This is a genomic window from Lentzea sp. NPDC037011 (assembly GCF_055607425.1).
The window spans coordinates 246,315-259,732 of the sequence record NZ_JBVJRT010000002.1 but is presented as its reverse complement, the minus strand read 5'-3'; the positions used below and the strand labels follow the sequence as shown (position 1 = coordinate 259,732).

General features: G+C 69.3%; 13 protein-coding genes. 9 read left to right on the top strand and 4 right to left on the bottom strand.

Features of this window, described 5'->3' with window-relative positions; genetic code table 11:
* The first annotated feature begins 26 nt into the window (after positions 1-26).
* Positions 27-935, top strand: a complete 909-nt coding sequence (locus ACZ7CH_RS05985) for an RluA family pseudouridine synthase (RefSeq protein WP_458433418.1) — start codon at positions 27-29, stop codon at positions 933-935.
* Here ACZ7CH_RS05985 and ACZ7CH_RS05980 read toward each other — a convergent pair.
* Both ACZ7CH_RS05980 and ACZ7CH_RS05975 read right to left on the bottom strand, forming a co-directional pair.
* Positions 930-1,823 carry a phosphotransferase family protein gene (locus ACZ7CH_RS05980; protein ID WP_470368658.1) on the bottom strand — a complete coding sequence of 298 codons (894 nt, stop codon included), beginning with the start codon at positions 1,821-1,823 and terminating at the stop codon, positions 930-932. The genes ACZ7CH_RS05985 and ACZ7CH_RS05980 overlap by 6 nt on opposite strands.
* A 13-nt stretch (positions 1,824-1,836) precedes the next feature.
* Positions 1,837-5,031, bottom strand: a complete 3,195-nt coding sequence (locus ACZ7CH_RS05975; protein ID WP_470368659.1) for a GH92 family glycosyl hydrolase — start codon at positions 5,029-5,031, stop codon at positions 1,837-1,839.
* Between the two features lie 133 nt (positions 5,032-5,164).
* On the opposite strand from ACZ7CH_RS05975, the gene ACZ7CH_RS05970 reads away from it, so the two are divergent.
* From ACZ7CH_RS05970 to ACZ7CH_RS05955, 4 genes are all read left to right on the top strand, one after another.
* Positions 5,165-5,548 carry a VOC family protein gene (locus ACZ7CH_RS05970; protein WP_360398637.1) on the top strand — a complete coding sequence of 128 codons (384 nt, stop codon included), beginning with the start codon at positions 5,165-5,167 and terminating at the stop codon, positions 5,546-5,548.
* A gap of 109 nt (positions 5,549-5,657) precedes the next feature.
* Entirely contained in the window at positions 5,658-6,347 is a 690-nt protein-coding gene (locus ACZ7CH_RS05965) for a chitinase (RefSeq protein WP_360398639.1), read from the top strand.
* Positions 6,348-6,460: 113 nt separating this feature from the next.
* Positions 6,461-7,525 carry a glycoside hydrolase family 19 protein gene (locus tag ACZ7CH_RS05960; protein ID WP_360398641.1) on the top strand — a complete coding sequence of 355 codons (1,065 nt, stop codon included), beginning with the start codon at positions 6,461-6,463 and terminating at the stop codon, positions 7,523-7,525.
* 37 nt (positions 7,526-7,562) lie between these two features.
* The gene (locus ACZ7CH_RS05955) at positions 7,563-8,054 is read left to right on the top strand and encodes a DinB family protein (RefSeq protein WP_470368660.1); all 492 of its coding nucleotides are present in this window, start codon (positions 7,563-7,565) and stop codon (positions 8,052-8,054) included.
* A 63-nt stretch (positions 8,055-8,117) separates the two neighbouring features.
* On the opposite strand, the gene ACZ7CH_RS05950 is transcribed toward ACZ7CH_RS05955, so the two are convergent.
* A complete protein-coding gene (locus ACZ7CH_RS05950) occupies positions 8,118-8,363 on the bottom strand; it encodes a mycoredoxin (protein WP_360398645.1) in 246 nt (81 codons plus the stop codon).
* 282 nt (positions 8,364-8,645) lie between these two features.
* Here ACZ7CH_RS05950 and ACZ7CH_RS05945 point away from each other — a divergent pair, with 282 nt between their 5' ends.
* Together ACZ7CH_RS05945 and ACZ7CH_RS05940 are read left to right on the top strand one after the other, a co-directional pair.
* Entirely contained in the window at positions 8,646-9,272 is a 627-nt protein-coding gene (locus ACZ7CH_RS05945; RefSeq protein WP_360398647.1) for a DUF4360 domain-containing protein, read from the top strand.
* Between the two features lie 57 nt (positions 9,273-9,329).
* The gene (locus tag ACZ7CH_RS05940) at positions 9,330-9,974 is read left to right on the top strand and encodes a DUF4360 domain-containing protein (protein ID WP_360398649.1); all 645 of its coding nucleotides are present in this window, start codon (positions 9,330-9,332) and stop codon (positions 9,972-9,974) included.
* Positions 9,975-10,028: 54 nt separating this feature from the next.
* Here the strand turns inward: ACZ7CH_RS05940 and ilvA are convergent, their stop codons facing one another.
* On the bottom strand, positions 10,029-11,264 hold the full coding sequence (gene ilvA / locus ACZ7CH_RS05935) for a threonine ammonia-lyase IlvA (protein ID WP_360398651.1): 1,236 nt from the start codon (positions 11,262-11,264) through the stop codon (positions 10,029-10,031).
* Positions 11,265-11,365: 101 nt separating this feature from the next.
* Between ilvA and ACZ7CH_RS05930 the strand changes: the two genes are divergently transcribed.
* Complete coding sequence (locus ACZ7CH_RS05930; RefSeq protein WP_470373459.1) at positions 11,366-12,079, top strand: lytic polysaccharide monooxygenase; 714 nt, start codon at positions 11,366-11,368, stop codon at positions 12,077-12,079.
* Positions 12,080-12,162: 83 nt separating this feature from the next.
* The gene (locus ACZ7CH_RS05925) at positions 12,163-13,410 is read left to right on the top strand and encodes a ThuA domain-containing protein (protein WP_470373275.1); all 1,248 of its coding nucleotides are present in this window, start codon (positions 12,163-12,165) and stop codon (positions 13,408-13,410) included.
* The last annotated feature ends 8 nt before the right edge of the window (positions 13,411-13,418 follow it).

Here is a 13,418-nt window from a genome sequence, read left to right as displayed (position 1 = left end):
TCCGAACGTTTAGACTGGCGGGTGCGATGAGACGCAAACCCTCCTCCCCACTCCCCCAGCGCAACGGCCTGGACGCGGCGCGCCTGAAGCTGCCGCCGGACGGCACGTGGCCGTCGCTGCGCGCGCACCTGGTCGAGCGCCTGCCGCGGGTGGCTCCCGAACGCATCGAGGAGATGCTGCGCGAGGAGCGGATCTGGGGTGTCACGGGCCCGCTGGGCGTCGACGCGCCGTTCGTGCCGGACAGCTACATCTGGTTCCACCGCGACCTGCCGGTCGAGGTGCCGGTGCCGTTCTCCATCGGTGTCGTGCACCGGGACGACGACATCGTGGTCGCCGACAAACCGCACTTCCTCGCCACGATCCCGCGCGGTCAGCACATCATGCAGACGGCGCTGGTGAGGCTGCGCGACGAGCTGGGCCTGCCCGACCTCTCCCCCGCGCACCGCCTGGACCGCGTCACGGCCGGGCTCGTGCTGTTCGTGGCCCGCCGGGAGCTGCGCGGCCGGTACCAGACCATGTTCCGCGACCGGGTGGTGCGCAAGGAGTACGAGGCGGTCGCGCCGGTGCGGCCCGACCTGGAGCTGCCGTGCGTGGTGCGGTCGCGGATCGTCAAGGAGCGCGGCATCATCACCGCGTTCGAGGAGCCCGGCGAGCCGAACGCGGAGACGCACGTGTCGCTGGTGGAGCAGCGCGGTGCGCTGGGGCGCTACCGGTTGCGGCCGCTGACCGGGCGCACGCACCAGCTGCGGCTGCACATGTCCGGTCTCGGCGTGCCGATCCTGAACGACGACTTCTACCCGGTGCTGCGGGAACGCCCGCTCGACGACTTCTCCTCGCCGTTGCAGCTGCTGGCCCGCACGTTGTCCTTCACAGACCCGGTCTCGGGCGTCGAGCGCTCGTTCACCTCGCGGCTGTCGTTGTCCGCCTGGTCATGAGACGTGCGTGCGCACGGCTGGAATGCTGTGCTCCGGCCAGATCTCGCACATCCGCTCGTGCAGCCGCCGTGCGAGCGCGCTCGTCTTCGGGTGCGTCTCGGTGAACGCCGCCACCACCCGCGTGCGGAACATCAACCGGTCACGCGCGGTCGTGGTCGTCCACGCCCAGTCCTCCTCCACCACCCTGGCGAGGTGGTCGGTGCCGTCGCGGTGCAGCCGCCGCACGAGAGCGTCCCCCTGCACCAACCAGCGCACGCACGCGTCCTCCAACGGCGCGGTGAACCCGCGTTCGGCGAAGTAGGCCTGTTCGGCGGCCTCCCACAACGGTGCCGGTGTCTCGCTGACGAGCGCGCACGTCGGAAAGCCGATGCGGAGGTAGACGAGCTCGCTGAGGCCGTCGCCGAGCGCCGCTCCTTCGAGGTCCACGAACCGTGCGCCCCGGTCGGTGTACAGGTCGTTGCCGGGACAGGGATCGCCGTGCAGCAGGTCGAACCCGCCGGTGTCGGTGAACACCAGCTCGTCCTCGGCGCCACCGGTCTCGACTCCAAGGGCGTGGACCAGCCGCAGGAACGGCTCCGGGTCCGGTACCCGCTGGCGTGGCAGCAGACCGGCGTGCCGCGGACCGGTGGACATGTGCAGGCGGGCCAACGCCCGCGCGTAGTCGACCACCCAGTCCTCTCGCGGCGGCTCGGACTGCAACCGTTCGAGCACCACGGTCTGTGCGGCCTCGTCGACGTCGAGGACGCGCGGCACCACGCCGGTGTGCGCGGCCAGCCGCAGCGCGGTGACCTCGCGGGTGAAAGCGGCCGGATCGCCGATGACGCGTTTGACGATCCGGTCGCCGTCAGCCCACACGCTGGACCGCGGGTTGTCGTTCAGCAGCTCCACGGTCCCATCATCCTCAGGCGAGCGTGAGCGCGTACAGCTCCACCCGCGGGTCGTCCGGCAGCGTCACCGACCGCACGGTCTTGGCCGGGTCCAGCCGCAGCGACTGCCCGAACAACCGCACCGGCGGCCCGTCCACGCCCTGGCCCGCCTTGATCCGGTGCGGCATCTCCAGCACCGCGAGCCCACCGCCGGCCCAGTCCGGCACGGTGGCGGCGACCTCGGCGGAGGTGCCGTCGGTGTACCAGACGGTGAAGCCCGCCGACACCGGCCCGTTGTGCGAGGAGCCGACGACGTGCAGCCACGAGAACTGACCGGACGGCAGCAGCAGGCCCTGGCCGCGGGCCTCGACGAAGTTCGCCGCAGTGCCCGTCGGGTCCGGTGCCTGGTAGGTGATGCCGCCCCAGGTCACGGGTCCGGCGGGCGGCAGCAGCGCCTCGTCGTAGCTCCAGCCGCCGCCGTCGAAGTTGCCCGACGAGGACGCGGTGACGGACGCGGTGCCGTCGTGGTTGCGCTCCGGTGCGATGTCCACCGAGCACGCCGAGAACGCGCACAGCGCGGCCTGCTTGACCTCCACGGTGGCCTTGAGCTGCACCGCCTCGACCTTCACCGCCACCTCGTAGGTGCCCACCGGCGTGCCCGCGGGCACGGAGACCGTCAGCGGCACCGTCTTCTGCGTCGGCAGGCCGCGCGAGACGATCGCGAACGGCCGTGCGCCGGTCACCGCCCAGCCCGCGGGCGCGGTCACCTCCGGCCGCACCGTCGTGGCCGACGGTGACTGCGCCAGCACGTCGAGCTGCAGCGTCAGCGACTGCGCCGACTCGGAGGTGGGCATGACGACCTCGGTGCCGCGCAGCGAGGCGTTCAGCGACCGCCGCGAGTCCACCTTGCCGTCGTTGAGCGACGGCGGCTCGTCACCGCGGCTCGTGCCCCACGACGACGGCTTCGCCGACACCTCGTAGGACAGCTTCCCGCCGCGCTGCACCGTGGACCAGTCGACCCATGTCTTGCGCACGTCGCGGCCGTTGAACGACGCCGACTTCACGTACCGCACCGAGTCGGAGACACCGGGCGCGGTCACCGTCAGCGTGCCGCCCTGGGAGCCGTGCTGTCCGATCCGGACGGTCGCGGACGGGAACTGCGGTGACGACAGGGCCAGGAAACCGGAGCCGCTGAACGTCGGGTACAGGCCCAGCGACGAGAACACGTACCAGGCCGACATCGTGCCCAGGTCGTCGTTGCCGGTCATGCCGTCCGGGCCGGTGGTGAACAACGTCATCGCGGCCCGCACGACGGTCGCCGCCTTCGACGGCGTGCCCGTCCACAGGTACACGTACGGCGCCAGCAGGTCGGGCTCGTTGTTCGGGTTGTAGGTCGGCTTGCCGTAGTAGTCGTACGGCTCGGTGATCCAGTCCTGCCGTGCCGTGCCCGCCGGGTCGACGAGCAGCTTGTCGTAGGCGAAGAACGCGTCGAGCCGCTTCTCGGCCTCCCTGCGCCCGCCCATCAGCGAGATCAGCCCGGCCGGGTCCTGCGGCACCAGCCACTGGTACTGGTAGGCGCCGCCCTCGTGGAACTGGTGCGCGGCGTCGACCGGGTTGTACGGCGACAGCCAGGTGCCGGCGGCGGTGCGCGGCCGGAAGTGACCGGTCGAGGCGTCCCACAGGTTGCGGTACCACTGGCCGCGGTCGGCGAACATCCGCGCGTCCGAGCGGTGGCCGAGCCCCTTCGCCATCAACGCCAGCGACGCGTCCGCCGCCGAGTACTCCAGCGTGGCCGAGGCCGGGTGCACGCAGTCGTTGTCGCCGCCCTTGTGCGCGCAGTCCGTGCCGAGCTTCAAACCGGACGGGATGTAGCCGCGCTCGTTGTAGTGCTCGACGCCTGAACGCCCGTTGTAGGGCGAGTCGGCCGGCGGCAACGTCAGCGCGTTCTTGCGCAGCAGCTGGTAGGTCTCCTCCTCGAAGCCCTTCAGCAGCCCCTTCTCCCACGCCTCGACCAGGAACGGCGTGACGGGGTCACCGGTCATGATGTTGGTCTCGGAGGAGGCCAGCGCCCACCGCGGCAACCACCCGCCGTCGCGCCCGCCGGCCACCACGGACAGCGCCACGTCCCTGGCCACCCGTGGTTCGAGGACCTGCAGCAGCTGGTTCTGCGGCCGGTAGGTGTCCCACAGCGAGAAGTTCTGGTACGGCGTGTAGCCCTCGGCGGTGCGCACCTTCCCGTCGAACCCGGTGTACCTCCCGTCGACGTCTCCGGCGACGTTCGGGTGCAGCACGGAGTGGTAGAGCGCCGTGTAGAACGCGACCTGCCGCTCGCGCGTGCCGCCGGTGATCCGCACGGCGTCGAGCTGCTTCCTCCACACCGCCTTCGCCGCGGCCACCGCGGCGTCGAAGTCGAACGCGGGCGCCTCGGCGGCGAGGTTCTTCCGCGCGCCCTCCAGCCCGGTGTAGGACAGGCCGACCTTCAGCACGACGTCGCGGTCGGCCGTGGCGTCGAACGTGACCCACGCGCCGTTGCCACCCGTGCCGGCCGCGTCCCGCGACCCCGGCGTGGGCACGTTCCCCCGCCACGAGCCGAAGGACGCGAACGGCCGGTCGAACGTCGCCGTGAAGTACACGGTGTGCTCGTCCTTGCCCGCGCAGAACCGCCCGTTGCGCACGCGGCCCTCGATGGTCCGGTCGCCGACGACGTGGATCTCGGAGTCGAGCACGGTCTGGTTGGACTTGCCGGTGTTGAACAGGACGTTCGCGGCGCCGTTGGACGGGAAGGTGTACCTCTGCCAGCCGGTCCGCTGGGTCGCCGTGACCTCGGCGTTCACGCCGTACCGGGACAGCCCGACGCGGTAGTAGCCGGGCTGCGCTTGCTCGTCCGAGTGGCTGAACTCGGACTTGTAGGCATTGATGTCAACGTTGTCAACGGACCCGACCGTCGGCATCACGGGCAGCTCGCCCATGACGCCGCACCCCACGCCCGAGAGGTGCGTCTGGGAGAAGCCGTAGATCGACGTGGCCTTGTAGTCGTAGCCGCCCTGACCTCCTGTGTCCGGGCTGACCTGCACCATTCCGAAGGGCACCGACGCTCCGGGGAACGTGTTGCCGAAGTTCTGCGTCCCCACGAAGGGGTTCACCAATGACGACGGGTCCTCCTGCGCCGGTGCCGCCTGCGCAGGAACTGTCAGACCCAGCAACAGCCCGGCTACAACCAGTGTCCGCATGGTCAGTCAGTATTGCCCGATCACCGCCACCCCGGCAGCTTCTGTCGTGTTTTGTCAGCCGGTGCGCAGCCGGCGAACCGCTTCCACCGACACGATCGCTGACAACTCCCCGGCACCGGGGTAAGCAGGAGGCATGCCCGTACAGCTCAACCACACCATCGTCCACGCCACCGACCAGGAGCGCTCCGCCCGCTTCCTCACCGACCTGCTGGGCCTGCCCGCCCCCGTGCGCTTCGGCCCGTTCCTCGTCGTCGAGGTCGCGAACGGCGTCTCGCTCGACTACGTGACCGCGCCCGGCCCGATCGCCGAGCAGCACTACGCGTTCCTCGTGACCGAGGACGAGTTCGACGAGGTCTTCGGCCGCATCCGGGAGCAGGGGCTCGAGCACTGGGCCGACCCGTTCCGCAGCCGCCCCGGCGAGATCAACCGCAACGACGGCGGCCGGGGCGTCTACTGGAGCGATCCGGACGGCCACACCCTGGAGATCATCACCCGGCCCTACGGGTCCGGCTCCTGACGGATCAGGCCCAAAAGGTATAGACCACCTCTTGTGCTCGGAGTGCCTGCCTGCCACCGTGAGAGCGGTAACACAGTGGGCGCGCAGATGCTCGGAGGAGTTGGTCCGCATGTTCTCCACACGCGCCGCCGCCCTGCTCGTCGCGCTGCTGGGCGTCTTCACGCTCGTGCAGCCGGCGACGGCGGCGCCGTTCATCGTCAGCGAGGCGCAGTTCAACCGGATGTTCCCGTCCCGCAACGGTTTCTACACCTACAGCGGCCTGCGGAACGCGATGGGCGCGTTCGGCTCGTTCGCGAACCAGGGCAGTGACACGGTCAAGAAGCAGGAGCTCGCGGCGTTCCTCGCGAACGTCTCGCACGAGACCGGCGGGCTCGTCTACATCCGCGAGATCAACCAGAGCGGTGACTACTGCGACGAGACCAAGCCCTACGGTTGTCCGGCGGGCACCAGGGCGTACTACGGCCGCGGCCCCATCCAGCTGTCGTGGAACTTCAACTACAAGGCCGCGGGCGACTACCTGGGCATCAACCTGCTGAGCAACCCCGACCAGGTCGCCACCAACGCCACCACGTCGTGGAAGACCGCGATCTGGTACTGGATGACGCAGAGCGGTCCCGGCACGATGACCCCGCACAATGCCATGGTCAACTCGCGCGGTTTCGGTCAGACCATCCGCAGCATCAACGGGTCGCTGGAGTGCGACGGCCGCAACCCGGGAACCGTCGAGAGCCGCGTCTCGAAGTACCGCTCATTCACCGGGATCATCGGCGTCACACCGGGTTCGAACCTGTACTGCTGAGGGCAGAAGAGGTCTAGACCCTTGACTGGTCTGGACCATTGATGCCAGGCTCAGCAGCACTGTTCACATCCTTGATCCCTCGGATGCGCTAAAGACTCCAGAGGTGGGTGACCTTGCTGAAAAAACGCATCTTGGCGTCTCTCGCGGCGGGTGTGGTGGCGGCTTCCCTCGCCGTCATCGCGCCGACCGCGTCCTCTCAGGCAGAAGTGTCCGCGCAGGCCTGCACCTTCACGGACTGGGTCCAGGGCAAGTGGTACACCACCGGCTCGATCGTGAGGTTCGAAGGCAACTACTACGTCGCCGAGCACGACAACCCGGGCTACAGCCCGACGGTCTCCACCTGGTACTGGGAGCCGACGGGCTGTGACGGTGGTGGCGGCGGTGGCGGCGGCACCACCTGCAGCAGTGCGACCGACTGGGTGGCCGGCCGGCAGTACTACACCGGCAACATCGTGCGCTACAACGGTTCCTACTACATCGCCGAGCACGACAACCCCGGCTACGACCCGACGGTCTCCACGTGGTTCTGGGAGCCGCACAACTGCGGTGGCGGCGGCAACCCCGGTGGCTTCCCCGTCACCGAGGCCCAGTTCAACCAGATGTTCCCCGGCCGCAACAGCTTCTACACCTACCAGGGTTTCGTCGACGCGGCCCGCACCATCCCCGCGTTCGCCACGACCGGCAGTGACACGGTGAAGAAGCAGGAGGTCGCGGCGTTCCTCGCGAACGCGTCGCACGAGACCGGTGGCCTGGTCTACATCGAAGAGATCAACAAGAACAACGACCTCTGCGACGAGAGCCAGCCCTACGGCTGCCCGGCCGGTACCTACGCCTACTACGGCCGCGGTCCGATCCAGCTGTCGTGGAACTTCAACTACAAGGCCGCGGGCGACTACCTCGGCCTGAACCTGCTGCAGAACCCGTACCAGGTGGCGCAGAACTCCACGACCGCGTGGCGGACGGCGATCTGGTACTGGATGACGCAGCGCGGCCCCGGCACCATGACCCCGCACGACGCGATGGTCAACAGCGCCGGCTTCGGTCAGACGATCCGCAGCATCAACGGGTCACTGGAGTGCGACGGCCGCAACCCGGCGCAGGTCCAGAGCCGCGTCTCGAAGTACCAGTCGATCACCGGCATCATCGGTGTGACGCCGGGCGGCAACCTGTACTGCTAGGACTTGAGCTGTCCTGGTTCGCTGTCAGCTTCACTGCATGACCATGGAGCTGGACGAACTGCTGCACGAGCTGAACGACCAACGCAAGACCTTCCGCGTCACCGTGCGGGGTCTGACCGCTGCGGAGGCCGCGAAGCGCACGACCGCCAGCGAGCTCACGCTGGGTGGGTTGCTCAAGCACCTCACCCGGTGTGAGCGCGGCTGGACGCACATCCTCACCGAGCAGCCCCTGCCCCCGCCCGGGATGCTGGACTTCGACCAGTACACCTGGACGGGCGGCGACTTCGACGCGCTGCTCACGTCTTACGACGAAGCGGTGCGCGCGACCGACGAGGCCGTGCGCACCGCTTCGCTCGACCACCCGGTGCCGTTGCCGTCCGCGCCCTGGGACCCGGACCCGCGCCCGATGTCGATCCGCCGGATCGTGCTGCACCTGATCAGGGAGACCGCGCAGCACGCGGGCCACGCGGACATCCTGCGCGAGTCGCTGGACGGCCAGTCGACCACGGCGTTCCTGTACGAGGACTGAGCACCTGGCCAGAAGCCTCGCCCGCCGTTGCTGCCCAGGCGTCTGCTCAGCCCCGGAAGGGGACTAGCTCGCGAGCTGTTCCTTCACCTGCGCCAGCGACGGGTTCGTGAGCGCCGTGCCGTTCGGGAAGTGGACGGTGGGCACCGTGCGGTTGCCGCCGTTCACGCTCATCACGAAGTCGGCCGCGCCGGGCGTCTCCTCGATGTTGATCTCCGCGTACTCGATGCCCTCGCGGTCGAGCGAGCTCTTCAGGATGCGGCAGTACCCGCACCACGAGGTGGAGTAGACGGTCAGCTGGTCCGGAGCCATCAGGCACTCCTCGTCGAGTCGTCGGACGTCACCGTTGTCAACGTGCGGCGGGACCACCTGATGCCGGGATGAGCGCCAGATCACTCCGGCGTGGGCCGCCGCGCTGCTCCGGCGAGGCGGCTTTCGCTCGTTCAGAGCAGCCGCGGCGATCGTCAGACAACCGTCAGGTCAATTCCGCCCGCGGTCGGCGAGCATGGTTCGCGCACACCCCGAAATCATCCGGAAACGCGATCGGTTCCCATTCCGCCGCCGGTTCCGCACCCCAGGAAAGAAAGGCTGGCCATGCTGAAAACGCTGGCGGCTGCCGCCCTCGCGCTGTCCGCGGTCGTCGTTGCCGCGCCCGCCGCCCAGGCGGTTCCCGACGTCCCCGACTTCGTCACGATCGACGTGGTCACCGTGAACGGTTCCGGCTGCCCCGCCGGTACCGCCGCCGTCGCCTCCGCCGACGACCGCACGGCGTTCACGGTGACCTACAGCCAGTACCTCGCGCAGGCGGGGCAGGGCTCCGCGCCCACCGACTTCCGCAAGAACTGCCAGCTCAACCTGCGCGTCACCTACCCGCAGGGCTTCACGTTCGGCATCGCCCAGGCCGACTACCGCGGCTTCGCCCACCTGCAGGCGGGAGCCACCGGGACGGAGAAGGGGAACTACTACTTCCAGGGCATGTCCCAGACCGCCAGCCGCACCCACACGTTCACCGGCCCGAAGAGCGACAACTGGCAGGCGACCGACCGTGCGCAGGTGGCGGAAATCATTTACGCGCCCTGCGGTGAGGTCCGGCACCTCAACATCAACACCGAACTGCGCGTGAACGCGGGAACCGCGTCGAAGGCGAACAGCTTCATGACGATGGATTCCACCGACAGCAGCGTCAGCACCAAGTACCAGTTCTCCTGGAAGCGCTGCTGACAGCTGCGTCCACCGCCGCCGCCGGTCTTTGTCGGACTCCAGTCGGAAAGGTGCCCCATGCTCAACGCAGTGGCCGCGGCCGTGCTCGCGACGTCGACGATCATCATCCCGCCGGGAGGCGCACCCGGCACCACGCCTCCGCCGGACCACATCACCATCGACGTCGTGACCATCAACGGGTCGGGCTGCCGGGCCGGCACGGCCGCCGTCGCCGTGTCCCCCGACAACAAGGCCTTCACCGTCACCTACAGCGAGTTCATGGCCCAGGTCGGCCCGCAGGCCCTGCCGACCGACTTCCGCAAGAACTGCCAGCTCAACCTGCGCGTCAACGTGCCGTCCGGCTTCACCTACGGCATCTCCTCGACCGACTACCGCGGGTTCGCGCACCTCGAACGCGGCGCCACCGCCCTGGAGCGGGCCAACTACTACTTCCAGGGCATGTCGCAGACCGAGTACAGGCAGCACAACTACAAGGGCCCGTTCAGCGACGACTGGCAGGCGACCGACACGACCGACGTGGCCGCGATCGTCTACCACCCGTGCGGTGAGAAGCGGAACTTCAACATCAACACTGAGCTGCGGGTCAGCGCGGGCACGTCCGACCCGAAGAAGACCACCAGCTTCATCGCGATGGACTCGACCGACGGGTCGATCGAGACGACGTACCACTTCGCGTGGAAGCTCTGCACCCCCAGGACGTGACACCCGGTCAGGGAGCTCCGGGTCGCGCACCGGCGCGGCCCGGGGTTTCCGTTCTCAGATCAGGAAGCGGTACGCGGTCGACCCCGGCTCCACGTGCTGGATCTTGAGCGGGGACTCCTTCATCCGCCCCCACAGCAGGTCGTAGTCCTCGCGCCGGCCCAGCTCGATGCACACGAGCGCGGCACCGGTCTCCCGGTTGTCCCGCTTCACGTACTCGAACTGCACGATGTCGTCGTCCTTGCCGAGCACGTCGTCGAGGAACCGCCGCAGCGCGCCCGGCTCCTGCGGGAACTCCACCAGGAACCAGTGCTTGAGGCCGCGGTGGATCATCGACCGCTCGACGATCTCGGCGTAGCGCGACACGTCGTTGTTGCCGCCGGAGAGCAGGCAGACGACCGTCGCGTCCGGCGCGACCGAGATCTCCTCCAGCAGCGCCGCCGAGGCGAGCGCGCCCGCGGGCTCGGCGATGATGCCGTCGATCTGGTACAGCTCCAGCATCTCCGTGCAGACCGCGCCCTCGGCGACGGTGAGCAGCTCGGCACCGGAGTCGCGCACCATCGGGAACGTGACGTCGCCCGCGCGCCGCACGGCCGCACCGTCGACGAACGTGTCCACCTCGGGCAGCGTGACCGGGTGGCCCGCCTGCATCGCGGCGATCATGCTGGCCGCGCCCGCGGGTTCCACGCCGATGACGCGGGTGCGCGGGAAGCGCTCCTTGAACCAGGTGCCGACGCCGGAGAGCAGGCCGCCGCCGCCGACCGGGGCGATGACCACGTCCGGGGCGCCACCGAGCTGCTGCACGATCTCCAGGCCCACCGTGCCCTGGCCCGCGACCGTGCGCGCGTCGTCGAACGCCGGCACGAGGGTGGCGCCGGTGTGCTGGGCGTACTCCTTGGCCAACGCCGCCGCGTCGTCGTAGGTGTCGCCGTCGACGATGAGCTGCACCATGCCCTGGCCGAGGGCGGCGATGCGGTCGCGCTTCTGGCGGGGCGTGGTGCGCGGCACGTGCACGCGGCCCTCGATGCCCAGGCGGCGGCACGCGTACGCCATGCCCTGGCCGTGGTTGCCCGCCGACGCGCAGACCGCGCCGCCGAAGGCGAACTCGGTCTGGCAGAGCAGGTTGAAGGCGCCGCGCAGCTTGTACGAGCGGCCGACCTGGAGATCCTCGCGCTTGAACCAGACGCGGGCGCCGGTGCGCTCGGACAGCCGCTGGTTCACCTCCAGCGGGGTCGTGCGAGCGACTCCACCGAGCCGGGCTGCGGCCGCGGACACCTCATCAGCGAAGGACATGACACTACATCTTCCGTGAACGACTCGGGTCTGGCACGCGTACCCCTGGAAGACAGGGAGGTGCCGAATTGTTTCGCCTTGTGGGCGTGTCAGCGCTGCTCATGATGCTCTCCGCGGTTCCCGCGCACGCCCATGGCGCGCCCACCGACCCACCGAGCAGGGCTTTTCTCTGCTCACCGGGCCGGCAGACAGCATCATCCTCGCCGTGCCGGACCGCCATCGCAGCGGGGTTGCCGTCCACGAAGTGGGATGACGTCCGGCTGGCGAACGTCGCCGGGCAGGACACCGCGCGCGTGCCCGACGGCAAGCTGTGCAGCGCCGGGCTGCCGAGGTACGCGGGCCTGGACCAGCCGCGCGCCGACTGGCCGACCACCCGGCTGACGACCACGGCGTTCACCTACCGGGCGACGATCCCGCACCAGGGCTCGTTCCGGTTCTACGTCACCCGCGACGGCTACTCCCCGGCCCGGCCGCTGCGATGGGCGGACCTGGAGCAGTTCCTGACCGTGCCCTCTCCCCCGCTGGTGAACGACGCGTACCGGTTCACGGTGCAGCTGCCGAAGCGAACGGGCCGGCACGTCGTCTACACGGTCTGGCAGAACACCGACACGCCCGACACCTACTACTCGTGCACGGACGTCGAGCTCGCGGCAGCACCCGCGACCGCTTCGGCACGGAAGCCCGTTCCCGTTGCGTCGAGCACCGAACAACCTCCTTCCGCCACAACGAGGATCGGGCTGTCGGCGGTGATCGGAGCGGTCGGCGGGCTCGCGGTCCTCGGCGGCTTCCTGTTGTGGCGCAGAAGAATTCTGTGAACGTCCCGGTACCCAACAGGTCTGGACCACCCTTACGATGATCTTCGGGCGCGCAACCCCTGTGAGATGGAGTGTGTGCCCCCATGGCCCGAAAACTGCTGGCGTTGCTGGCGATGCTCGCCGCGGCACTCGTCCCGGTCGCCGTCCCGGTCGCCGTCCCGGCACCGGCCCAGGCCGCCCCGTTCAAGGTGCTGGCGTTCTACAACGGCACGTTCGACGCGGCGCACGTCGCCTTCGTCAACGAGGCGAACCCGTGGCTGACCCGCGCCGGCCAGGAGAACGGCTTCACCTACGAGGCGACGCGGGACTGGAATCGCCTGGCCACCCTCACGCCCGCTCAGGCGCAGGTCGTGGTGTTCCTCGACGACGCGCCCACCGGTGCCGCGGCCCGTGCCGGGTTCCAGCGGTACGTGGAGGCCGGTGGCGGGTTCTTCGGCTTCCACGTCAGCGCGTTCACCCAGAACGCGAACGAGTGGTCGTGGTACCACAACACGTTCCTGGGCAAGGGCAACTTCGTGAGCAACACCTGGGAGCCCACCACGGCGGTGCTGAAGGTCGAGACCCGCACCCACCCGGCGACCCTGCGCCTGCCGGAGCGCTTCACGTCGTCGGTCAGCGAGTGGTACAGCTGGTCGCGCGACCTGCGCACCAACCCGGACGTCCAGGTGCTGGCGAGCGTCGACCCGTCGAGCTTCCCGCTCGGCACCGACCCGAACCAGCAGTGGCGCAGCGGCTACTACCCGATCATGTGGACCAACAAGAACTTCAAGATGGTCTACGCGAACTTCGGCCACAACGCCATGGACTACGTGAACAACGTCCCGAGGTCCTCGACGTTCGCCTCCGCCACGCAGAACGACTTCCTGGTCGACAGCCTGCTGTGGCTGGGCGGCGGCACCCGGCAGCCGCAGCCGGAGTGGAAGACCCTCGTCAACCGCGGCAACGGCAAGTGCGTCGACGCCCGCGCCGCCGGTACCGGCAACGGCACCGTCGTGCAGCAGTACACCTGCAACTCCACCACCGCCCAGAACTTCCGCGCGGTGGCCACCACCGACGGCTTCTCCCGGCTGGAGTACCGCAACAACCCCGCGAAGGTGGTCGACGTGAGCGACGTGTCCACCGCGGACGGCGCCGGCCTGCACCTGTGGGACTACGTCGGCGGCGCCAACCAGCAGTGGCGGGTGACCACCGGCTCCGACGGCTACTCGACGATCGTCGCGCGGCACTCGGGCAAGTGCCTGTCGGCGCCGGCCGGGAACAACGCCGACGGGGTGCAGCTGGTGCAGGCGACGTGCACCGGCTCGGCCGCGCAGAGCTTCCGGATCGGCTGACCGGCCGG